This is a genomic window from Stenotrophomonas sp. 14P6.2.3 (assembly GCF_057799055.1).
In genome coordinates, this window is sequence record NZ_JBYOLA010000007.1 from 63,965 (window position 1) to 86,440 (window position 22,476).

Below are 22,476 nucleotides of genomic sequence, written 5' to 3' on the forward strand. Positions count from 1 at the left end.
GAGCCACGCCACGCGTGGCTACGCTCCATGCAGCCTGCACAGAAATCCATCCACGCATGGCGTGGATCTACTGTGTCGGTCGAGAGGTCACCCACGGCAGTACCTACCGCTTCGGCCGGCGGTCTTCGCGGTCGTCGCCAAAAATGATCCGCGCGCTGCGCTGGTAGCTCCAGTACGCCACCGCCCAGTTCAACAGCACCACGACGCGGTTGCGGAAACCGATCAGGAAGAACACGTGCGCGGCCAGCCAGAACCACCAGGCCAGCACGCCCGACAGCTGCAGCTTGCCCAGGTGCACGATCGCAGCCATGCGGCCGATGGTGGCCAGATTGCCGAAGTCGGCGTACTTGAAAGGCCCCGGTGCCGGCTTGTCGTGCAGGCGTGCGCGAAGCGTTTCCGCCACGTGCTTGCCCATCTGCTTGGCGGCCGGGGCCACGCCCGGTACCGGCTTGCCGTTGGCCTGGCTCAGTGCGGCCAGGTCGCCGGCCACGAACAGTTCGGGATGGCCGGGCAGGGTCAGGTCCGGCTGCACCGGCACGCGTCCGGCGCGGTCCAGCGGCACGTCCAGCGTGCGCGCCAGTGGCGAGGCGGCCACGCCGGCGGCCCAGACCACGGTGCGCGCGGGCACGAACTGGTCGCCCAGTTTGAAGCCCTGTCCATCGATGTGGCTGACCGGCGTGCCGGTCATCACTTCCACGCCCAGCTTTTCCAGCTGCCGGCGTGCCTTCAGCGAAAGCACTTCAGGGAAGGTCGACAACACGCGCGGACCGGCCTCGACCAGCCGCACCTTGGCGCTGGCTGGATCGATGTGGCGGAACTCATTGCGCAGCGTATGCCGGGCGATTTCAGCCAGGGTGCCGGCCAGCTCGACGCCGGTCGGTCCACCACCCACCACGGCAAAGCTCAGCCATGCGGCCTTCTTTGCTGGGTCCGGCTCGGCCTCGGCGCGCTCGAACGCCAGCAGCAGTTTGCGGCGCAGGGCGATGGCATCGTCCAGCGTCTTCAGGCCCGGCGCATCGTCGGCCCATTCGTCATGGCCGAAATAGGCGTGGGTGGCGCCGGTGGCCAGCAGCAGGCTGTCGTAGTCCAGCGTGCTGCCATCGGCCATGCGCACTTGGCGGGCTTCCTTGTCGATGGCCACCACTTCGCCCAGCCGCACCTCCACGTTGCGCTGGTGGCCGAGGATGTGGCGCAGCGGTGCGGCGATATCCGGAGCCGATAGTCCTGCGGTGGCCACCTGGTACAGCAGCGGCTGGAACAGGTGATGGTTGCGACGGTCGACCAGGGTGATGCGTATGCGTTCGCGGGCCAGCGCACGGGTGGCCCACAGGCCGGCGAAACCGCCGCCGACAACGACCAGGTGGGGGACGCGATCACGACTCATCGACTCACTCCAGGGGGGCATGGGGGAAGTGCCTGGCATCTTCGCACGGCCGGTCCTTGTCACGTCAGCGTGCATCCGGATCGGCGATACTCGGGTTCAGGCAACTGCCCGTGAGGAGTCCATGAGCGAACCGGAAAAGCGCATCGCCCTGTTGATCGACGCCGACAATGCACCGGCCTCGAAGATCGACGAAGTCCTGGCCGAGGTCGCTCGCTATGGTGTGGCCAACGTGCGCCGTGCCTATGGCAACTGGAAGAGCCCGCGGCTGAAAGGGTGGGAGGCGGTGCTGCACGAATACGCGATCCGGCCGATCCAGCAGTTCGCCTACAGCAAGGGCAAGAACGCGTCGGACATGGCGATGGTGATCGACGCGATGGATCTGCTGTACGCGCGCAACCTTGATGGCTTCGCGATCGTGTCCAGCGATGCCGACTTCACCCCGATGGTGATGCGCCTGCTGACCGACGGCGTGAAGGTCTATGGCTTCGGCGAAAAGAAGACCCCGGAACCCTTCGTCAACGCGTGCTCGAAGTTCACCTATCTCGAAGCGTTGGGCCAGACCCACGCCAGCGTGCAGGATGTCGAGCAGGCATCGAACGAACCATCATCGAACGAACAGGCGCCCAGCGAACAGGCGAGCAGCGACGATGCGCGCCCGCGCAAGAGCGGCGCGGAAATGCGCAGCGATACACGTCTGGTGAAGATGCTGCGGCGTGCGGTGTCCTCGGCAGAAGGCGAGGATGGCTGGTCGCACCTGGGCCCGGTCGGCAGCCAGATCGGCAACCAGGCCTCGTTCGATCCGCGCAACTACGGTTACGGGAAGCTCAGCGATCTGCTGGCCGCGATCGGTTTGTTCGAACTGAAGAAGGACGGTAAATCCTCCTACGTGCGCGCGCTGCCGAAGAAGAACCGGTAACGCCGGAAAACGCCGGTGCAAAGCAGGGCCGAGCCACGCTCGGCTGCTTTCTGCACGCGCTACAGCGCGCGTGCGTCGGACCCCGCGTAGCCCGCAGCAAAGCCATCGGCGAAATCCTCAACTCCGTTGAATGCCAGCAGCAACAGCCCGGCACACAGCAGCATGTTGCGGTTGGATCGGCGGTACCCCAGCACCAGCGCCACCAGCCCTGCTGCCAGCAGAACGTAATTCACTGCATCCCATGCGGTCATGCCGTTTCTCCTTGTGGATCGGCGTATCGTAACGGCTCCGCGCCCTCTTGGCGCAGCGCTGCACGCAAGGAAATCCGCATGTTGAAGATCTGGGGTCGCCGCAATTCCAGCAACGTCCGCAAGGTGCTGTGGTGTGCCGAGGAAATCGGCCTGCCGTACGAGTCCATCGAAGTGGGTGGCAGCCACGGTGGAACGCAGTCGCCGGAGTACGTGGCGATGAACCCGAACGGGCTGGTGCCGGTGATCGAAGACCACGGCCTGCCGCTGTGGGAGTCGAACACCATCGTGCGCTACCTCAGTGCGCGCTATTCGCTGGGCACGCTGTACGCGGAAGACGCGATGGAGCGTGCGCAGGCCGAGAAGTGGATGGACTGGAGCACCTCGCGGATGGCGCCGCTGTACTCCGAACTGATCTGGGGGATCATGCGCACCGCGCCGGCCGACCGCGATGAGGCGCGCATCAATGCGGCGATCGTGCGCGCCGGTGATTTCCTGGCGCTGCCCAACGCGACCCTGGCCACGCAGCCGTGGCTGTCGGGCGAGAAATTCGCCATGGGTGACATCGCCCTGGGCTCGTTGATCTACGCCTGGTTCGAGCTGCCGATCCAGCGCCCGGACCTGCCGCACCTGGCCGACTGGTATGCACGCCTGCGCGAGCGCCCGGCGTACCAGCGCGGCGTGATGTCACCGATGACGTAACGGTGGATCCAAGGTGGCACCTGTAGTGCCGAGCCATGCTCGGCAGCGCTCTGCCGATCAATACAGGTCGGTGGGATCCACATCCAGCGACCAGCGTACCTTGCGTGCCTCCGGCAGCGCGTACAGCTGCGGCACCAGCTGTGCCAGCACCCCGTGCAGCGGTGGCCGCTGCGCTGCCGACAACAACAACTGCGTGCGCTGGTAGCCGGCACGCCTCGGCATCGGTGCGGGCATCGGCCCATAGGCCTCCACCACGTTCTGCTCGCCCAGCAGTTTCCGCGCGGCCAGCAGGAATGCATTGGCATGCTCCAGCTGCTGCGCTTCGGCGCGCATCAGCGCCAGGTGCGCGAACGGTGGAAAACCCGCCGCTTCGCGCTGGTTCAATTCAGCCTGCGCGAACGGGTGGTAGCCACCGTTCACCAGCGTCTCCAGCAGCGGATGACCCGGGTGATGGGTCTGCAGCCACACTTCGCCCGGATCGCGCGCGCGACCGGCGCGGCCGGCTACCTGGATCAGCTGCTGCGCCAGTTTTTCGCTGGCGCGGAAATCGGCCGAGAACAGGCCTTCGTCGATGCCCACCACCACCACCAGGGTCAGCTTGGGCAGGTCGTGGCCCTTGGCCAGGATCTGCGTGCCGACCAGGATGCCGGGTTCGTTGCCCAGCTTGGCCAGCTGCTGCTCCAGCGCATCGCGCCGTGCGGTGGTGCCGCGGTCGATGCGCACCACCGGGAAATCGGCGAAGGCACTGACCAGGTGTTCTTCCAGCCGCTCGGTGCCGATGCCCTGCGGCTGCAGGGCCAGGCTGCCACAGGCGGGGCAGGCCAACGGTGCCGGCTGCCGCGCACCACAGTGATGGCATTGCAGGCGACGACCACCGCCATGCACGGTCATCGGTGCATCGCAGCGGTTGCAGGGCGCGGTCCAGCCGCAGTCGTGGCACAGCAGCACCGGCGCATAGCCGCGCCGGTTCTTGAACACCAGCACCTGCTGGCCCCGCTGCAGGTGTTCGCCGATGCCGGCCAGCACGTCGGCGGAAAGGCCATCGCGCAGCGGACGCTTGCGCACATCGAGGATGCGCACGCGCGGCGGTCGGGCATCACCGGCGCGCTGCTTCAGGCGCAGGTGCGCATAGCGGCCGGCGTAGGCGTTGTGCAGGGTTTCCAATGAGGGCGTGGCGCTGCCCAGCAGTACCGGAACGCCCTGCGCCTTGGCCCGCACCAGGGCGAAATCGCGCGCGTGGTAGCGGATGCCGTCCTGCTGCTTGTAGCTGCCGTCGTGCTCTTCGTCGACGATCAGCAGGCCCGGCTGCGGCAGCGGGATGAACACCGCCGAACGCGTACCCACGATCACCCGTGCTTCGCCGCGTGAGGCCGCGGCCCAGACCCGCGCGCGTTCGTTGTCGGTCAGCCCCGAGTGCAGCGCGTGCACGGCAATGCCGAGACGGCCGCGGAAGCGCGCCAGGGTCTGCGGGGTCAGGCCGATCTCGGGCACCAGCACCAGCGCCTGCCTGCCCTGCGCCAGGCAATGGATGATTGCCTGCAGGTAGACCTCGGTCTTGCCGCTGCCGGTCACCCCGTCCAGCAGGAATGCCTGGAAGCTTTCGGCGGCGGTGATCGCGGCCACGGCCTCGGCCTGCTCCGCATTGAGGGTGGGGCCGGGCAGGGGCTGGGCGTGCTGCGGCGCCACGCTCAGGGCGATGCGCTCGGCCAGGTCGCGCTTGCCCAGGCTGCGTGCGGCCACCCGCCAGTCCTGCATGCGCGCGGACAGGACATCCTCGTCCACCACCGCGTCGGCCAGCAGCTCGGCCAGTTGCCGTGGTCGGCTGCCGGCGCGCAGCTTTTCGCGCTGGGCATGGCCCTCCGGTGTCAGCTGCCAGCCCCAGTGATGGGTATCGGGCAGCGGTTCGCCGTGCCGCAGCGGGCCGGGCAGGGCGGTGCTCAGCACCTCGCCCAGGGGGGCGTGGGTATAGCGTGCCAGCCACTGCAGGCTCTGCCACAGCTCGCCCTGCAGCAGCGGCGCGGAGTCACACCAGGCCAGTGCCTGGCGCAGCCCCTGGCTGTCCTCGGCCTGCCCGTGGCCGGCCACCACGCCGATCAGTTCGCGGTTGCCGAACGGCACCTTCAGCCGGCAGCCGACCGCCATCGTCGGGCCCTCGCCCTGTGGCGGCAGGTAATCGAACAGGCGCGGCAGGGGGACGGGCAGGGCGACCTGCAGGGTCGGGACGGGGCCGGAATCGGGGGCGAGCATCGGGTCAGTGTAACGGCCCCTGCGAGGGCGCATTGCAGAGGCAGATGCGACTGGCATGCCCTTCGGCGAATCATAAATGTCACCTAAATATCGGTGTCTATTAGAGATTCAGTCTTATCCACATCTTCTGTGGATAAGTCTGTGCGTTAGCGGCTCGTGGCGCCGCATGAGGCCGATGGCGACGGCCTCACGCTTGGGTTGGTCAAAAAATAGCCACACTTTAAAGTGCATTAAAATCAATAAGTTAAGTGTGAAACATTGCTGAAACAGGGTGAATTCAGCCATTCATCAAGGAATCGCCCGATTCCCGCGGGATGCTGTGCACAACCTGCAGCATGAAGTGTCTGGAATCGCAAGCCTGCCGGGCAGCGATGGGCTGCCGCTATCATGCCGGCAGACCTTTGGAGTGACCGATGACGGCTGTGCCCGCCCCTGTTTCCTCGACCGCGGCCGGCGCGCTGTCGGCTTTTCTGCGTGGCGTCGAACGCCGTGCCCTGGTCGTGGCCGAACTGCAGTGCGGCGACCCCGCCCGTGCCGAACAAACGCTGGTGGCGGTGATGCGCGCCTTCGCCGCCGTCGCCAGCGACCTGCCGATGGCGCAGTGGCCCGGCCGCTTCTGGACCCTGCTGGGCCAGCGCCAGGCGCTGCGCGAGCCGACCACCGGTCAGTGGCCGCCGCCGCTGGCCGCGCTGGGCGACATGGCCCCCCTGCCGCGGCTGGCTCTGTTGCTGCGGGTGGGCGGCAGCCTGGACGAGGGCATCGCCACCCGCGTTCTGGATGTCGACGAGGAGGGTTATCAACGCCTGTTGGCCACGGCCTGCCCACGCGATGCCAATGGCCAGCCCGATGCCGCCGCATGGCGGACGCTGGCCGAACAGGTGCAGCTGCGTATCCGCGACCTGCCGGCCAAGCGTCTGCAGCAGCTGGCGCAACCGTCCGCGCCAGCGGCCAACAACCAGGCGCCTGCTTCCAGCTGGCGTGCGCCGCCGCGCGACGAACGCGCGCCTGCCAGCGGCAAGCGTCGTCGCCCCAATACCAAGCCGCGCTGGCGTGGCCCGGTGATCCTGTTGATCACCGTGGCGGTGCTGCTGCTGGCTGCGTTGGGCTGGCGCCATTGGCAGGGCCGCGCGTTGACGGCCGATGGCCCGTTGCCCGAGGGCGTGGTGGGTGAGGCCGGGCCGGTCACCGTCGAGGCACTGCCCGCCAGCGATGTCCGCCCCGCTGCAGGCGGCGATGCGCAGGCCAGCGAAGATGCCGCCATGCTGGCCGACCGCGATTACCCGCTGCTGGCCGAGGCCGACATGCATGCCTGGAGTGCTGCCGGTGGCCCGCTGCCGGTGGACGAGTCACAACCCAAGCCGACCCGCCCGGAACCGGTCGGCGCAGCGCTGGAAACCTCTGCTGCCGATGAATAAGCTCCTCTTCGCCGGCCTGCTGCTGGCCTTGCCGCTGTCGCTGGCCGCTGCGCCGCAATCGTTGAATGTGCCGCTGCCCGCACCCTCGGCAACACCGTCGGCGGCCGCGCCCACCGCAGCGGCGGCATTCGCGCAACTCGATCCCGCCCAGCAACGTCAGCGTCGCAGCGACTACGCCGCGTGGCGGGCCCTGCCAGAGGGTGAGCGCGAACGCATCCGTCAGGCCGCCAGCCGTTTCGCCGCCTTGCCGGCCGATCAGCAGCAGCGCCTGCGCACGCAGTTCCTGGCACAGGACCAGGCCTTCCGCGAAGGCTGGCGTCTGGGCCCGCAACTGGGCGCCGAGTTCCCCAAGCTGCACGGCCTGTTCGGCTTCGTGCCGCCGCAACAGCGCGACGCGGTCCTTGCCGTGCTGCGCCAGCTGAGCCCGGCGCAGTTGGCGCAGCTGGCCCTGGTCGCGCAGCGCACACCGCCGCAGGAACGCGACAGCGTACGCAGCGCATTCCTTACCGTCCCCGCCGCCGAACGCGACACCTGGCTCAAGCGCCAGGCCGGGCAGTAAGAAAAAGGGGAGGGAGGGAACTAGGTCATTTCTAGCCCGACTGTGCCGGATACGACTTGATTCCCTCCGTCCCCTTTATGGGGCAGTCATGGGAATGGCCGCCCAGCGCGCGTAAGATGGCCGGCCGCAACCCGGTGCCTGTGCCCTTCGCGCGCAACCGTAGTTCGCGTCAAGCACCTTATGTCTACTGCAACCTCCACGCCGCGCTTCAGCAAGGAAGTCGGCGCCACCGGTCTGCTTGCCCTGCCGCTTGTGCTCGGGCACGTCTCCACCGGTCTGATCTCCTTCGTCGACAACGTGATTGCCGGCCACCATGCGACATCCACCCTGGCCGCGGTGACCATCGGCACCGCGCTGCTGTGGCTGCCGATGCTGATCCCGATCGGCACGCTGATCTCACTCACCGCCTCGGTGTCGCAGCTGCATGGCGCCGGCCGTGAGCGCGAGATCGGCCCGTTGTTCCGGCAGGCGCTGTGGCTGGCGCTGGGCCTGGGCCTGATCATGTTCACCTTCCTCACCGTGGTGCCGCCGCTGCTGCCGGCCTTCGGCATCGCTCCGGACATCGTGCCGGGCGCAACGGCGTTCCTGCATGCGGTGCGCTGGGGTGGCCCGGCGCTGACCCTGTACTTCTGCATGCGCTATCTCAGTGAAGGCATGCATTGGACGCTGCCGACCATGCTGCTCGGTTTTGGCGGTCTGCTGGTGCTGGCGCCGATGGGCTACGTGCTGGCCAACGGCAAGCTGGGCTTCCCGGAAATGGGCGCCGAAGGCCTGGGCATCGCCTCGGCGGTGATGATGTGGCTGCAGGCGATCGCCTTCGGTACCTACCTGTGGTTCACCAAGCGCTTTGCCCACCTGCAGCTGTTCTCGCATTTCGAGGGACCGCGCTGGTCAGCGATCTGGGACCTGCTGCGCACCGGCCTGCCGATCGGCATCACCGTGTTGATGGAAGGTGGCCTGTTCATCGTCACCGCACTGTTGATCGGTCGCCTGGGTGCCAATGAAGCGGCCGCGCACCAGATCGCGATCAACGTGGCGCAGCTGTGCTTCATGATCCCGATGGGCGTGGCCGAGGCGACCACCGTGCGGGTCGGCCATGCGGTCGGCCGTGGCGATGGCTTCGGCGTGCGCCGTGCGGCGTGGGCCGGCTACGCGATCATCATGGGTACGCAGACGCTGTCGGCGGCGGCGCTGCTGTTCGGCCACGACGCCATCGTCGGCGTCTACACCAACGACCTGGCCGTGGCCGGTCTGGCCTCGACCCTGCTGCTGTACGCGGCCACCTTCCAGTTCCCCGATGGCATACAGGTGCTGTCGGCCGGTGCGCTGCGCGGACTGAAGGACACCCGCGTGCCGATGTTCATCGCCATGTTCGCCTATTGGGGCCTGGGCATGCCGCTGGGCGCCGGGCTCGGCCTCGGCCTGGGCATGGGCCCGCAGGGCATGTGGATCGGCCTGATCGTCGGCCTGACCGCCGCAGCAATCCTGATGGGCTGGCGCCTGAACCGCAGCAGCAAACGCCTGGGCCAGTCCACGCTGGCCTGATACCCCCCCTGTCATGGGCAACCGTGACTGGCGATCCCCTGACTTGTGTCCGATGCCGCCTCACGCGGCACCGGCTATGCTGTTACCACGGCAAGAAGCCATCCGGAGTGCTCCATGAACCAACCCGTGCCGCCGCTGCCCCCGGCGAACCGCAATCCTGTCGCCAGCTTCTTCATCGGGCTGTGGGACGTGATGAATTTCACCCGCCGGTTGATTCTCAACCTGGTGTTCTTCGGCCTGTTGCTGCTGGTGCTGGTGATGTTCATCGTCGCTGCGGGCATGGGCGCTGGCGCCAGCAAGGCGCTGCAGGACCGCACCACCCTGGTGATCGCGCCGGAAGGCCGCCTGGTCGAGCAGTACAGCGCCGATCCGGTCAGCCGCGCGCTGGCCAAGGCCGTTGGTGACAACGGTGCCGAGGAAGTGCAGCTGCGCGATCTGATCCGGGTGATCGAGAACGCGCGCGATGACAAGAAGATCGAGCGCGTGGTGCTGGAACTGGACAAGCTGCAGCCGTCCGGTTTCGCCTCGCTGCGCGAAGTGTCCGCTGCGCTGCAGGAACTGCGCGCTTCGGGCAAGCAGCTGGTCGCCTTCAGCGAGAGCATGGGGCAGTCGCAGTACCTGCTGGCCGCACAGGCCGACGAGGTCTACCTGGACCCGATGGGGTCGGTGGTGCTGGAAGGCCTGGGCCGCTACCGCCAGTACTTCCGTACCGGCCTGCAGGACAAGCTGGGCGTGGACGTGCACCTGTTCAAGGTGGGCGAGTACAAGTCGGCCGCCGAGCCGTACGTGCTCGACGCGGCGTCGCCGGCCTCCAAGGAAGCCGATCTGTTCTGGATGAACGATGTGTGGCAGCGCTACCTCGGCGACATCGCCAAGGCCCGCCGCCTGGATCCGGCGCAGCTGGCGGCCGGCATCGATACCCTGCCTGAAGGTGTGGCTGCCGCTGGTGGCGACCTGGCCAAGTTCGCCCTGCAGCAGAAGCTGGTGACCGCGCTGAAGACCCGCGAGGAATTCGAGGATCTGATGATCGAGCGCGGCGTGGCCGATGAAGACGCCGACGGTGGTTTCCGCAACATCGATTTCGGCACCTACATGGCCCAGCTCGATGCGCGCCGCAACCCGGTTGATTCGCGCCCGCAGGTCGCGGTCATCGTGGCCTCCGGTGAAATCAGCGGCGGTGATCTGCCGGCCGGCCGCATCGGTGGTGAATCGACCTCGGCGCTGCTGCGTGCGGCGCGCGACGATGACGACGTCAAGGCCGTGGTGCTGCGTGTGGATTCGCCCGGTGGCGAAGTCTACGCCTCCGAGCAGATCCGTCGCGAAGTGGTGGCCCTGCAGGCTGCGGGCAAGCCGGTGGTGGTGTCCATGGGCGACCTCGCTGCGTCCGGTGGTTACTGGATCAGCATGAACGCCGATCGCATCTATGCCGATCCGTCGACCATCACCGGTTCGATCGGCATCTTCGGCATGATCCCGAACTTCAGCCGTGCGCTGGACAAGTTCGGCGTGCACACCGATGGCGTCGGCACCACCCGTTTCGCCGGTGCCTTCGATGTCACCCGGCCGATGGATCCGGCGGTGGGCCAGGTCATCCAGTCGGTGATCAACAAGGGTTATGCCGATTTCACCGGCCGTGTCGCCGAGGCCCGCAAGAAGCCGGTCGAGGCGATCGACGAAGTGGCTCGCGGGCGTGTCTGGAGCGGTGCGCAGGCCAAGGAGCGCGGTCTGGTCGATGCCTTCGGTGGCCTGAAGGACGCCGTGGCTGACGCTGCCGGTCGGGCCAAGCTGGGTGCGACCGACAAGTACCGTGTGCGTTACATCGAGAAGGCGGCGACGCCGTTCGCGCAGTTCGTCAGCGGCTTCGCCGGCAGCCACGCCGGCGCCTGGATGCTGGCCGATTCCGGCGTGGGCCGGATGATGCTGGCGCGCACGATGCCGGAAATCGATACGCAGCTGCGCTTCGTTGAGAACGCGGCCCGCGAGAAGGGCAACGGTGCACCGGTGAAGTCGCTGGCGTATTGCTTCTGCGGGTTCTGATTCCCGATCAGCGATGTCCACGCATGGCGTGGATCTACTGAACGCACAACGCCCGGCCTTGGCCGGGCGTTGTTGCATGCGGGGATCTACTGCGCGTCGGCCTCTGCCTTGCGCTCGCGTTCGGCCGCCTCGTCCATGGTCTTCTGCACGCCTTTGGCACGGTCCAGTGGTTGCTTGACTGCCTTGGCCAATGCCTGCGGTTCCGGCGGTCGTTCCGGATTCGGCGGTGCAGGGCGCTGGCACCCGGCCAGCACGGCGGCCGACAGCAGGACGGGAATCAGGACGCGCATGGCAGCTCTCCACGAGGGATGTGGGGCCAGTGTCGCATCACGGACGGGGGGCGGTCGTGAGCGCGTATCCTTGCCGCATCGAAACACAGTGGGCGCGGCCCCGGAGGACATATGACCCAGCAACGGTGGCGCCTGGATGGGCAGACGGCCCTGATCACCGGTGCCAGCGCCGGTATCGGCCTGGCGATCGCGCATGAACTGGCCGGTCTCGGCGCCGATCTGATGATCGTCGGCCGCGACCTGGATATGCTGGAGAGTGCCCGCGACGAACTGCTGGATGTGTATCCGCAGCACCAGGTTCACGCGTTGGCCGCCGATGTGTCCGACGACGAAGACCGCCGGCAGATCCTGGACTGGGTCGAGGACCACGCCGATGGCCTGCACATCCTGGTCAACAATGCCGGTGGCAACATCACCAAGCCCGCCACGGAGTACTCCGAAGACGAGTGGCGTGGCATTTTCGAAACCAATCTGTTCTCGGCGTTCGAACTGTCGCGCTATGCGCATCCGTTGCTCGCGCGCCACGCGTCATCGGCCATCGTCAACGTCGGCAGCGTGTCCGGCCTGACCCATGTGCGCAGTGGCGTGGTCTATGGCATGACCAAGGCGGCGATGCACCAGATGACCCGCAACCTCGCGGTGGAGTGGGCCGAGGATGGCATCCGGGTCAATGCCGTGGCGCCGTGGTACATCCGCACCCGTCGCACCTCCGGCCCGCTGTCCGATACCGACTACTACGAAGAAGTGATCGGGCGCACGCCGATGCGGCGCATCGGTGAGCCGGAAGAGGTGGCCTCGGCAGTGGGTTTCCTGTGCCTGCCGGCATCGAGCTATGTCACCGGCGAATGCATCGCGGTGGATGGCGGCTTCCTGCGTTACGGGTTCTGATCGCAGCCGATCACCGCGGATGAGGGATCCATGCCATGCGTGGATGCCTCACTCGGGCACTGGGCAATTGCTGGCTTCCAGCACGGCCTGCAGGCGCTCGCGTTCGCCGCGCGCCGTCTGCTGATTCTCCGGTGCGACGAACCGCTCGCGACCGCGTGCATCGCGGAAGCGCTGTTGCCAGCTGCCGCAGCGCTGTGCTTCGGCCACTTCCGTGCAGCGGTCGCTGACCACCTCGCAACTGGCGGCGTTGACCGGTGTTGCCCCGCCCAGGCCCTGTATGTTCAACAGTTCGCAGCGACCTGGCGCAGCCTCGTACTCATGCAGGTAGGAACCGCCCTGCGTGTCAACGCACTGGAAGATCGCCGGTAACGGAGGCTTTGCTGGCGCGTCCTTGTCCGTTGCAGCGCCATCACCGCGTTGGTGCAGCGTCGCGCTGTCGAGGATGGTGTCTCCCTCTGCGCTGTCGACCATGCGGGCTTCCATGATCGGACGTTCCTCGCCGGCGCGCGGGCTGGCCGACGCGGCAGTGGGCACGCTGGGCGTTGAGGTGGGGGGCGAAGCAGGCAAGCCCCGGGGAGTGGGTGGCGGAACTTCCGGTGTGGCAGCGACGGGCGCCGTCCGAGCCGGATCGGCCACCCGCTGCACGCGCTGCGTGCTGCCGTCGGGACAGGGCATGCGCTGGATGGTCTGCACGTCGCTGGCCGAGGTGCAGCGGTAGATCACCATGTCATCGGCCAACGCGTTGCCGGGCAACAGGCCGATGGCCAGCCAGATCAGTCTTCTCATGCGAGCAGCCTACAGCCGTGGCCCATGCCCTGGTAGTTGCCAACCTTGGTTGGCACTGCTGTCTGCCAGCGCCCACCAAGGTGGGCCTCTACCAAAGCGGGGCGCAGCCCTCAGCGCAGGGCTCACACGTCCTGGTAGTTGCCAACCTTGGTTGGCCCGCTGTCTGCCAGCGCCCACCAAGGTGGGCCGCTACCAAAGCGGGGCACAGCCCTCAGCGCAGGACTCACACGCCCTGGTAGTTGCCAACCTTGGTTGGCACTGCTGTCTGCCAGTGCCCACCAAGGTGGGCGTCTACCAAAGCGCGGCACAGCCCTCAGCGCAGGGCTCACATGCCCTGGTAGTTGCCAACCTTGGTTGGCACTGCTGTCTGCCAGCGCCCACCAAGGTGGGCCTCTACCAAAGCGCGGCACAGTCCCGGCGCAGGGCTCACATGCCCTGGTAGTTGCCAACCTTGGTTGGCACTGCTGTCTGCCAGCGCCCACCAAGGTGGGCCTCTACCAAAGCGCGCGGCACAACCCCCGGCGCGGGGCTCAGCCGCCGCAGTCCTGCGCCAGCCGTGCATCGATGCCGCGCTGCTCGTTGCTGATCGCGGTGCGCTCGCTCTGCAGTGCGCTGTTGTAGCGCCGGTCCAGTTCCCAGCGACGGTCACGCAGGCGTGCGCACACTTCCTGCGGCGGCAGGGCGTGGCAGGTATCGCGAACCAGGATGTTGCCGGCAGGCACGTTGACGCCGACGCCCACTGACGGCGGGCGATACACCGGCGGCCCGCCGCCGATGGGGGCACCGATGGTGCTGCCGCTACCGGCCGGGCGCGGCCCTGGATGCGGCCCGGGTCGCCCGCCGCCAGGATGACCATGCGGATACCAGACGGTCGTCCACAGCGGTACCCAGCGCGGATTCCCTTCGTTGTTGTCGCTGGTGTAGCGGTCGCCGTCTTCACTCACGCATTCGTACATCGGCTGTGGCGGCTGGATGTAGACATGGCGCACCTCGCGCTCGCGCATCGGCGATGTCTGCGCCGGTGCGGGCACTGCGGCATCGGTGCTGACCACTCGCGGCGGCGGATCGCGTGGACGTTGCAGGTCGCGCACTTCCTGGCGGCCGGCCGTGCAGGGCTTGTCCTGCAGGGCGACGGCGCCATTGCTGCCGACGCAGCGGTAGACCCGCACGTCGTCAGCGGCAAGTGCCGGCAACGGCAGCAGCAGGGCCAGGCACAGGACAGGGCGCAGCAGGGTCATGGGCGCAGCGTGCGCGATCGGCAACGCCGGCGCAATCAGCCTATCAGGAGCGCAGTACGTTGCCACTGAGCGCGTCGCGGATCGGCGTGGGTTGGGCCAGGCCGCCGGTCTGCCCATCGAGGATGCCGTCGAGCAGGCGCAGCAGGCGCGGGTCCAGCTCTTCGCGGCTGCGCGCGGGGGGCTCGCCTGCGAGGTTGGCGCTGGTGGAGACCAGCGGACCTCCCCAGGCCTGGCACAGTGCTGCGACCAGCGGGTGGGCGCTGATCCGTACCGCGATGCCGTTGTGTTCGCCGGTGATCCAGCCGGGCGCGCGCGCGCCCGCGGGCAGGATCCAGGTGTTGGCGCCGGGCCAGCTGGCAAGCACCGCGCGCTGGCGTGCATCGGGCAGCGCCTGCAGGCGCACCCAGCCCTGCAACTGCGACAGTTCCGCAGCCACCAGGATCATGCCTTTCTCGATCGGGCGCTGCTTCAGCCGCAGCAGCAGGTGCACCGCTGCCTCATGCGAAGGGTCGCACCCCAGGCCCCAGACTGCTTCGGTCGGGTAGGCGATCACCCCGCCACTGCGAAGCGTGGCGACTGCGGTGTCCAGTGTGAGTTCTTTCATGGCGGCGACCGGGCCCGGCGTGGGCCTTCATTATCCCCCCGCTGCGTGCACAACGGGTGGAGCAGTGGGTGCGGACCGTTGGTCTGCACACCTTGGCAGATCATCCACGCATGGCGTGGATCTACTTGGCGGCTTTCTTGACGGCCTTCTTTGCCGGTGCCTTCTTGGCCACGGCCTTCTTCGCCGGTGCCTTCTTCGCAGCCGCCTTCTTTGCCGGCGCCTTCTTGGCAGCAGCCTTCTTCGGCGCGGCTTCCTTCTTCACTGCCGCTTTCTTGGCCGGGGCCTTCTTCGCGGCCGCCTTCTTGGCGCCGAAGCCCTTGCGCACCGGCTTGCCGGTTTCTTCCATCAACTGCTGCACTTCGGCCAGGGTCAGCGATGCCGGCTCACGATCCTTGGGAATCTTGCCGTTCATCTTGCCGTCGCTGATGTACGGGCCGAAACGACCGTTCAGCACCTGGATGTCGCTGCCCTCGAACTCCTTGATGATCCGGTTGCGCGCGATTTCTTCCTTCTCTTCGATCAGGAACACGGCGCGCGCCAGGTCGATGGTGTACGGGTCGTCTTCCTTCTTCAGCGAGGCATAGGTGCTGCCGCGCTTGGCGAACGGGCCGAAGCGGCCGATGCCGACGCTGACGTCCTCGCCCTTGTCCTCACCCAGTGCGCGCGGCATCAGGAACAGCTCCAGCGCGTCTTCCAGGGAAATGGTGTGCATCGACTGGCCCGGCCGCAGCGAAGCGAACTTGGGCTTGTCCTCGGCATCCTCGGCCGTGCTGCCGATGGCTGCGTAAGGCCCGAACCGGCCCAGGCGCACGCTGACCGGCTTGCCGGTCTTGGGGTCGGTGCCGAGCTCGCGCGCACCACTGGCCTCGGCGCGGTCGACCGATTCCTTCTTGTCTTCGACCAGTTCCTTGAACGGTCCCCAGAAACGCGACATCAGCGGAATCCACTCTTCCTCGCCGCGCGAGACGGCATCGAGCTCGTCTTCCAGCTTGGCGGTGAAGTCGTAGTCGACGTACTGGGTGAAGTGGCTGGACAGGAACTTGGATACCGCACGGCCCACATCGGACGGGCGGAAGCTGCGGCCTTCCATTTCCACGTACTTGCGGAACAGCAGGGTCTGGATGATCGAGGCGTAGGTCGAAGGACGGCCGATGCCATATTCTTCCAACGCCTTCACCAGCGCCGCTTCGGTGAAGCGCGGCGGCGGCTGGGTGAAATGCTGGTCGGCCACGATGCGTTCCAGCGGCACGCGGTCGCCCGGCTTCATCGCCGGCAGCTTGCGGCCTTCGTCGTCATCCTCGGCGCTCTTGCTGTCCTTGCCTTCCTCGTACACAGCCAGGAAGCCGGGCACGACCACGGTGGTGCCGCTGGCGCGGAACACGTGCTCGCTGCCGGCCGACAGATCCACGCTGACGGTGTTGAGCGTGGCCGGAATCATCTGGCAGGCCACTGCACGCTTCCAGATCAGCTCGTACAGCTTGCGCTCGTCGTCGGTCAGGAACCGCGCGACCTGGGCCGGGGTACGCAGTGCCGAGGTCGGACGCACCGCTTCGTGCGCTTCCTGGGCGTTCTTGGACTTGGTCTGGTAGGTGTTGGGCTGGTCGGGCAGCGAGGCGATGCCGTAGTCACGGGCGATCACGTCGCGGATCTCGGCCAGCGCGTCCTGCGACAGGTTCACCGAGTCGGTACGCATGTACGAGATCAGGCCGACCGTGCCTTCTTCGCCGCCGATGTCCATGCCTTCGTACAGCTTCTGCGCGACCTGCATGGTCTTGCGGGTTGTGAAACCCAGCTTGCGCGAGGCTTCCTGCTGCAGCGTGGAGGTGGTGAACGGCGGCGCGGGGCGACGCTTGCGCTCCTTGCTGGCCACGTCGGTGACATGCAGGGCGCCCTGTGCCGCCTGCTGGATGCGCAGGCGGGCAGCCTCGGCGGTGTCGCCGTCGGTGACGGTGAACTGCTCGAATTTCTGCCCGTCCAGCTTGATCAGCTTGGCGTTGAAGTGCTGCGAAGGGTGCGCGCACTCGGCGGCGATCGACCAGTACTCGCGGGCGATGAAGGCTTCGATCTCTTCCTCGCGCTCGACGATCATGCGCAGCGCCGGGCTCTGCACGCGGCCGGCGGACAGGCCGCGCTGGACCTTGCGCCACAGCACCGGCGACAGGTTGAAGCCGACCAGGTAGTCCAGCGCGCGGCGCGCCTGCTGGGCATCGACCAGGTCGCTGGCGATCTCGCGCGGCTGGCTGATGGCTTCCTTGATCGCGCGCGGCGTGATCTCGGTGAAGACCACGCGCTGCATCGGCTTGTCCCCGACCAGCCCGCGCTCTTTCAGGATCTCGGCGATATGCCAGCTGATCGCTTCACCCTCGCGATCCGGATCGGTCGCCAGCAGGATGTCGTCGGCGCCCTTTGCGGCCTTGGCGATCGCATCGACATGCTTTTCGTTCTTCTCGATCACGTCGTAATGCATGGCGAACCCGTTGTCCGGGTCAACCGCGCCTTCCTTCGGGATCAGGTCACGCACGTGCCCATACGAGGCCAGGACCGTGTAGTCCTTGCCGAGGTATTTGTTGATCGTCTTGGCTTTGGCCGGCGATTCAACGATGAGCAGGTGCTTGGGCATGGCAGCAGGGTCTGTGGGTAAGCCGCGGGGAAGGGCCGCTAGGGTGGAGCAAACGGCCGCATTAGTGAAGCGGCCACGGGCAAATCAATAAACTGAACGCCCGGGACTGTGCCGGGCGTTCAGGTTTCACCTTATTAGAGGAATCACGCCCGGCCTGCCATTGTCAAGCAGGGAGGCGTGAGGATGGCCGTCTGCGACGGCGCATTGGCCCTCGATCCCCGATCAGGACGCCATGTTGGCGATGACGCCGACGGCGATGATGATCGCGGCGAAACCGGCCAGCATCAGCAGGCCGCCCAGCACCAGGATCACGATGGTCACCGTGCCCAGCTCGCGACGCTGCAGCTGCGGCTGGTCGGTGTAGGCCCAGCGGTCGACCACCACGGTGTCGCAGATGAGGTCATGCAGGCCCTGCTTGCGCTCGGTGAAGGCGGCCATCAAGTAGCCGATGCACAGGGTCAGGCCACTGAGGATGGTGGCGAAATAGCGGCCGATGCTGCGGCCCAGGGTCAGGCGATCACCGTTGCCGCGCACGACCTTGATGCCGATGGCCATCTTGCCGAGGGTGGCGCCGCCACGGGAGGCATGGAACCAGCCGTAGTAGGCGGCGGCGATGAACAGGCCAGCCAGGCCACTGATCAGCTGGGTAACCACTTCCACTGCTGTTTCGCCGCTGCCGGTGGCCCCCATGCCGGCGCCGAGCACGAAGCCCAGCACGCCACCGACCACGCCGCTGGGAATCAGCAGGACGAAATAGTCGATCAGGTAGGCGGCAAAGCGCTTCCAGAAGCCCGCATAGACCACTTCGCCGCCCTGCACCGGCTGCGAATAGTCACCGCCGCCTGCGCCGGGCGCAGTGTACGGCGAGCTGCTGAGGGCGCCGGTGCCCGGCAGGGGCGCGGTGCCGTTGTCGATCGCGGCGTAGTCGTTGCGCAGGTCGAAGCCACCGGTGGCGGTGGAGGTGCTGGCATCGGCCAGGGTCTGCAGGCCCAGTTCGTCCACCATCTGCCGCAGCGGTGCCCACTGTCCCATGCCTTCGCGCCAGACCAGCGTGTCCAGGGTCAACTGGCCGCGCTGGAAACGCTGGCGGATCTCGGCGATCTCCAACGGGCCCTGGCGTTGCTGTCCTTCGGCGTAGTACCACTCAGTCATTGCATGTCCCCTGTTGGGTCGTCCTTGGTGGGTTGCCCGATGCGCGGCTCAGCCGTGGCATTGCGTGGGCAGATACTTGTCGTCGCTTTCGCCGCTGCATTCCCAGCGCCCGCTGTCGCGGTCGTATTCGAGCCACAGCAGGTCGCCATCCTGGCTCTTGCCCGGGACTGCCAGCGTTGCTTCGATGCCGCAGTGGCCATTGTTGAAGCGGCCGATATGCACGGCCGACAGGCCCTGGCCTGCGAATTCGTCCGCCGCCGGGAAGCCGGCGTCGTTGGCGCCCGGGCAACGGCCCTGGTCATCGGCGAAATGCTGGACCTTGTCCTTCAGCGGCTGCAGCGCGGTGATCGCGCCGGCGACCTTGGCCTTGATCGTGTAATCGTTGTAGGCCGGCAGCGCGATGGCCGCCAGGATGGCCAGGATCGGCACCACCACCAGCAGGGCAACGCCGCCGATGATGGCGGTCAACGCGCAGCCGGACAGGCCCTTCTTCGTGGCCGGTGCAGCGTCCATCGGCGTCGTCGCGTACGGAGAGGCAGGCGGCAGGGTCGGCGGCAGAGGAGCGGCAGGCGGCGGTGCCGCAGTGACGGGTGCATCAACGGCGGGCACGATCAGGCCCAGTTCGTCGACCACATTGCGCAACGGCTGCCATTGCGGCAAGCCGTCGCGCCATACCAGGGTGTCCAGGGTGATCTGGTTGCTACGGAACAGCTCGATCAACTGTTCCGATGGCAACGGGCCTTGCTGGCGGTTGCCTTCGGCATGGAACCACTCACTCACGGGGACGCTCCTGAATGCGCACGGCCCCCAAGTGTACGGTCAGTGCAGGGGTTCTGGCTCGTCCACGAACATCTGCGTTTCCATCCAGGCGTAGGCCGCCTCGGCGCCGGGCTGGTTGAACAGCACCATCAGCACCACCCACTTCAGGTCGTCGAGGTCCAGTTCGTCCTGATCCAGGGCCATTGCCCGGTCCAGCACCAGCTCGCGCTGGCCGGCATCCAGGATGCCGTGCTGTTCCAGGTACAGCAGGAAACCACGGCATTCCACATCAAGCTTGTCCAGCTCCGGGCCGTGATAGATGCGCACCGGGCCATCGACCCGGGCCTGGGCCGCGCTTGGGCGCTGCGCTGCCAGGGCATCGAGCCATTCGAATGCCTTGTTGATCTCAGTGGGGCTGAAACCGGCCTGGATCAGGCCATTCTGCAGTGAGTCGCGGTCACGGATCAGGTCCGCATCTTCGCTGAAATAGTGTTCAAACAGGTACAACAGTACATCCAGGATGCTCTCTTTCATTGCCCCTCGGCCTGCGTCGCGCGACGCTGTGGAGGTGAAGAAACTAGGGACGTCGACAGTAGCGGCCGTGTACGCACACCACGATCCCCGCAAGTTCCATGGCCAGCAGCATGGAGGACACCTCCGACGCCGTCAATCCACACTGCGTGATCAGTGAATCCATACTGATGGGGTCGTACTCCAGTGCCCGCCACAAGCTCTGGTAGTCAGCGTCGTTCGCCCAGCATGCCGGCAGGTCCGCCGGCGCTGCCTGTTCAGTGGGGGTGGCAAGCCGGGTTTGCAAGTCCGGAAGCTGGAGGCGCAATGCCGGGGCCAGCAGTTCCAGCACTTCCTCGGGGCGCTCGACCAGGGCAACCCCTTCACGGATCAGCCGGTGGCAGCCGGCGGCGCGCGGATTGAGCACCGAGCCGGGTATCGCACAGACCTCACGGCCCGCTTCGGCCGCCAGCCGGGCGGTGATCAGGGCGCCCGAGCGTTGCGCGGCCTCGACCACCACCGTGGCCAGGGCCAGCCCAGCCACCAGCCGGTTGCGTGCGGGGAAGTGGCCCGGCCGTGCGGGCGTGCCTGGCAGGTATTCGCTGAGCACCACACCTTCGGCGGCGATTCTTGCCTGCAGACGGGTGTGGCTGGTGGGATAGGCGCGGTCGGGGCCGGTGCCGATCACCGCAAGGGTGCAGCCGCCTGCGTCCAGCGTCGCCTGGTGGGCGGCGGCATCGATACCTGCCGCCAATCCACTGGTCACGGCCAACCCGGCCTCGACGAAGCAGGTGGCAAACCGGGCGGCGAGGGCACGCCCGGCGGGAGTGGGTGAACGGCTGCCGACCAGGGCTACCGCGGGACGCCAGGCGATGGCCGGATCCCCGGCAACGAACAGCGCCAGGGGCGGATTGGGTGCATCGAGCAGGAGGGGCGGGAAGGCCGGATCGTTGCAGGCCAGCAGATGATGATCCGGCTGCTGCAGCCAGCGCTGCGCAAGCGCGAGGGCGCGGGTGTCGGGACGCTCCAGCGCAGCGCATTGTTCCGGCGTGCAGCCGTGGGCCCGCCAGCCTGCAACGCCCAGCGCCAACGCTGCATCCGCATTGCCGGTGGTCTGCAACAGCGCGCGCCTGGGTGCCAGGGAACCACCGGCGATCAACAGGCGCAGCAGCGCCTCATGTCCATGCTCAGTCATCCTCCGACTATCGGCCCCACACAACAAAGGCGCCCTAGGGCGCCTTCGCGTATTGCTGTCAGGGTATCCCGGAGTGCCGGCCGATGCGGCCGGCGCCATCTGCCGAGGCCGGGCGGGGCCCGGCGCCGGATTATTTCGCGTCCGGATGCAGCGCGCTGTAGCCCACACGCACCGGCTTCACGCCCTGCATCACCAACGCATAGCTGACGTTGTCGAAGGTGCGGAAGACCATGGCATGCGCGGCGTACTCATCTGGCAGGCTGACCCGGCCGGCGCCCGTGCTGGTCGAGTCGTCCATGCGCGAGGACCCCGGGAACTTCATCCGGTGCGCCACGTGGCTGCCCTGGCGCCACAGCGAGAACACGGTGCCGTTGTCCACGCCCTGGGCGCGGCCAGCGGAAATCGCGATCACATCGCGCGGGCCGCCGGCGTTGAACATGTCGGTGACCGCCAGTACGCGCACGTCGACGCCTTCCACACCCGCTGCGGGTACATGCGGGAAGAACTGCAGGTCGTACGGCGTGGCCTCGACCGGTACCAAGCGGTCGCCGGCACGCACTTCACGGCCGCCGCTGGCGTTGTCCAGTACCAGGGTCGACGCTTCGGTCTTGCCGCCGGCCACCTTGGTGATGGTGCCGGTGCCGACCTGTGCCAGCTCGTAACCCAGTACGCCACGGCGGTGGTTGGGGGCGCTGAAGGCCTTCCAGAGGTTGCCGCTGCCCGGGGTGACATCACCGTTGGCGGTCAGGTCCTCGGTTGGCTTGGGCTGGGCGTAGCGCACGGTCGGACGGACCACGGCCCAGCGCTGCCCGACCTGGGCGTCGGCCAGGCGTACATAGGCGGTCTGCCCACCGGTGGCGCGCAGGCGGTTGTCTTCCAGGCCAGCCACGTACGGCAGCTGTTCGATGCTGTCGACCACGCTGAGCTGCTTCAGGAACGGCTCGACCTGGGCCAGCGGCACGCCGGTCACCGGGGCTTCCTGGCGCGGGCCGGGCTGGGCCGTCACACGGTCCAGGTAGGCCAGGCTGAGGACGTCACCGGGATAGATAAGGTGTGGATTGGCGACCTGCGGATTGGCCTGCCAGATCTCCGGCCACAGCCATGGTTTCTGCAGGAAACGTCCTGCGATGTCCCACAGGGTGTCCCCTTTGCGGACCACATAGGTGTCCGGGTGCCCGCCATTCACTTCCACGGCGGTAGCATAGGCAGCCACGGTCAGCATCGCCGCGGCGACGACCGTACGAAAACGAAGCAACATAGGTGTGAAGCCCTGATTCCCCAACAGGTCCGCGCACTATAGTCCAGAAACCGGGGCGCAAGGCAAGCGTTGGAGCTAGAATCTGCGACGTATGCCGGCGTAACCCGGCCCCAACCCCGGAAA

General features: G+C 67.2%; 20 protein-coding genes. 7 read left to right on the plus strand and 13 right to left on the minus strand.

The genetic code is table 11. From position 1 onward, the window contains the following. Positions 1 to 103: 103 nt before the first annotated feature. The gene (locus tag AC27VL_RS07895; RefSeq protein ID WP_375069136.1) at positions 104 to 1,384 is read right to left on the minus strand and encodes an NAD(P)/FAD-dependent oxidoreductase; all 1,281 of its coding nucleotides are present in this window, start codon (positions 1,382 to 1,384) and stop codon (positions 104 to 106) included. Positions 1,385 to 1,505: 121 nt separating this feature from the next. On the opposite strand from AC27VL_RS07895, the gene AC27VL_RS07900 reads away from it, so the two are divergent. Next, the gene (locus AC27VL_RS07900; protein ID WP_100553750.1) at positions 1,506 to 2,300 is read left to right on the plus strand and encodes an NYN domain-containing protein; all 795 of its coding nucleotides are present in this window, start codon (positions 1,506 to 1,508) and stop codon (positions 2,298 to 2,300) included. Positions 2,301 to 2,359: 59 nt separating this feature from the next. Here AC27VL_RS07900 and AC27VL_RS07905 read toward each other — a convergent pair whose 3' ends face one another. Beyond that, positions 2,360 to 2,551 (minus strand): hypothetical protein, encoded by a 192-nt coding sequence (locus tag AC27VL_RS07905; RefSeq protein WP_100462249.1) that lies wholly within the window; start codon positions 2,549 to 2,551, stop codon positions 2,360 to 2,362. A gap of 78 nt (positions 2,552 to 2,629) precedes the next feature. On the opposite strand from AC27VL_RS07905, the gene AC27VL_RS07910 reads away from it, so the two are divergent. Beyond that, the gene (locus AC27VL_RS07910) at positions 2,630 to 3,250 is read left to right on the plus strand and encodes a glutathione S-transferase family protein (RefSeq protein WP_089238140.1); all 621 of its coding nucleotides are present in this window, start codon (positions 2,630 to 2,632) and stop codon (positions 3,248 to 3,250) included. Between the two features lie 57 nt (positions 3,251 to 3,307). On the opposite strand, the gene AC27VL_RS07915 is transcribed toward AC27VL_RS07910, so the two are convergent. Continuing rightward, positions 3,308 to 5,497: a primosomal protein N' gene (locus tag AC27VL_RS07915; protein WP_375069141.1), complete on the minus strand. Its 2,190-nt coding sequence runs from the start codon at positions 5,495 to 5,497 to the stop codon at positions 3,308 to 3,310. 413 nt (positions 5,498 to 5,910) lie between these two features. Between AC27VL_RS07915 and AC27VL_RS07920 the strand changes: the two genes are divergently transcribed. The 4 genes from AC27VL_RS07920 (at position 5,911) to sppA (ending at position 11,053) form a co-directional block, all read left to right on the plus strand. Next, positions 5,911 to 6,912, plus strand: coding sequence for a hypothetical protein (locus tag AC27VL_RS07920; protein WP_346559655.1), 1,002 nt, complete (start codon positions 5,911 to 5,913; stop codon positions 6,910 to 6,912). Continuing rightward, complete coding sequence (locus tag AC27VL_RS07925; RefSeq protein WP_180165374.1) at positions 6,905 to 7,471, plus strand: DUF3106 domain-containing protein; 567 nt, start codon at positions 6,905 to 6,907, stop codon at positions 7,469 to 7,471. The genes AC27VL_RS07920 and AC27VL_RS07925 overlap by 8 nt, the downstream gene beginning before the upstream one ends. A gap of 180 nt (positions 7,472 to 7,651) precedes the next feature. Beyond that, positions 7,652 to 9,016 (plus strand): MATE family efflux transporter, encoded by a 1,365-nt coding sequence (locus tag AC27VL_RS07930; RefSeq protein WP_089237194.1) that lies wholly within the window; start codon positions 7,652 to 7,654, stop codon positions 9,014 to 9,016. Between the two features lie 114 nt (positions 9,017 to 9,130). Further along, positions 9,131 to 11,053 (plus strand): signal peptide peptidase SppA, encoded by a 1,923-nt coding sequence (gene sppA / locus AC27VL_RS07935; RefSeq protein WP_100553746.1) that lies wholly within the window; start codon positions 9,131 to 9,133, stop codon positions 11,051 to 11,053. 86 nt (positions 11,054 to 11,139) lie between these two features. On the opposite strand, the gene AC27VL_RS07940 is transcribed toward sppA, so the two are convergent. Next, the gene (locus AC27VL_RS07940; RefSeq protein ID WP_100553745.1) at positions 11,140 to 11,343 is read right to left on the minus strand and encodes a hypothetical protein; all 204 of its coding nucleotides are present in this window, start codon (positions 11,341 to 11,343) and stop codon (positions 11,140 to 11,142) included. Between the two features lie 111 nt (positions 11,344 to 11,454). Between AC27VL_RS07940 and AC27VL_RS07945 the strand changes: the two genes are divergently transcribed. After that, positions 11,455 to 12,231 carry an SDR family oxidoreductase gene (locus tag AC27VL_RS07945; RefSeq protein ID WP_025879399.1) on the plus strand — a complete coding sequence of 259 codons (777 nt, stop codon included), beginning with the start codon at positions 11,455 to 11,457 and terminating at the stop codon, positions 12,229 to 12,231. Positions 12,232 to 12,279: 48 nt separating this feature from the next. Here the strand turns inward: AC27VL_RS07945 and AC27VL_RS07950 are convergent, their stop codons facing one another. From AC27VL_RS07950 to AC27VL_RS07990, 9 genes are all read right to left on the minus strand, one after another. Next, positions 12,280 to 13,017 (minus strand): hypothetical protein, encoded by a 738-nt coding sequence (locus AC27VL_RS07950; protein WP_488765975.1) that lies wholly within the window; start codon positions 13,015 to 13,017, stop codon positions 12,280 to 12,282. A 530-nt stretch (positions 13,018 to 13,547) separates the two neighbouring features. Then, entirely contained in the window at positions 13,548 to 14,255 is a 708-nt protein-coding gene (locus AC27VL_RS07955) for a hypothetical protein (protein WP_100553743.1), read from the minus strand. A gap of 43 nt (positions 14,256 to 14,298) precedes the next feature. Beyond that, positions 14,299 to 14,859, minus strand: coding sequence for an L-threonylcarbamoyladenylate synthase type 1 TsaC (gene tsaC / locus AC27VL_RS07960; protein ID WP_089237186.1), 561 nt, complete (start codon positions 14,857 to 14,859; stop codon positions 14,299 to 14,301). A gap of 121 nt (positions 14,860 to 14,980) precedes the next feature. Further along, positions 14,981 to 17,479: a DNA topoisomerase I gene (locus AC27VL_RS07965; RefSeq protein ID WP_100553742.1), complete on the minus strand. Its 2,499-nt coding sequence runs from the start codon at positions 17,477 to 17,479 to the stop codon at positions 14,981 to 14,983. A gap of 222 nt (positions 17,480 to 17,701) precedes the next feature. Beyond that, positions 17,702 to 18,631, minus strand: coding sequence for an RDD family protein (locus tag AC27VL_RS07970; protein WP_488765976.1), 930 nt, complete (start codon positions 18,629 to 18,631; stop codon positions 17,702 to 17,704). 48 nt (positions 18,632 to 18,679) lie between these two features. After that, positions 18,680 to 19,411, minus strand: a complete 732-nt coding sequence (locus AC27VL_RS07975) for a GYF domain-containing protein (RefSeq protein ID WP_488765977.1) — start codon at positions 19,409 to 19,411, stop codon at positions 18,680 to 18,682. Between the two features lie 39 nt (positions 19,412 to 19,450). After that, the gene (locus AC27VL_RS07980) at positions 19,451 to 19,924 is read right to left on the minus strand and encodes a DUF494 family protein (RefSeq protein WP_025879062.1); all 474 of its coding nucleotides are present in this window, start codon (positions 19,922 to 19,924) and stop codon (positions 19,451 to 19,453) included. A 43-nt stretch (positions 19,925 to 19,967) separates the two neighbouring features. Further along, positions 19,968 to 21,095 (minus strand): DNA-processing protein DprA, encoded by a 1,128-nt coding sequence (gene dprA, locus AC27VL_RS07985; protein WP_488766017.1) that lies wholly within the window; start codon positions 21,093 to 21,095, stop codon positions 19,968 to 19,970. Positions 21,096 to 21,225: 130 nt separating this feature from the next. Further along, on the minus strand, positions 21,226 to 22,353 hold the full coding sequence (locus tag AC27VL_RS07990) for a LysM peptidoglycan-binding domain-containing protein (protein WP_100553738.1): 1,128 nt from the start codon (positions 22,351 to 22,353) through the stop codon (positions 21,226 to 21,228). Positions 22,354 to 22,476 lie beyond the last annotated feature (123 nt).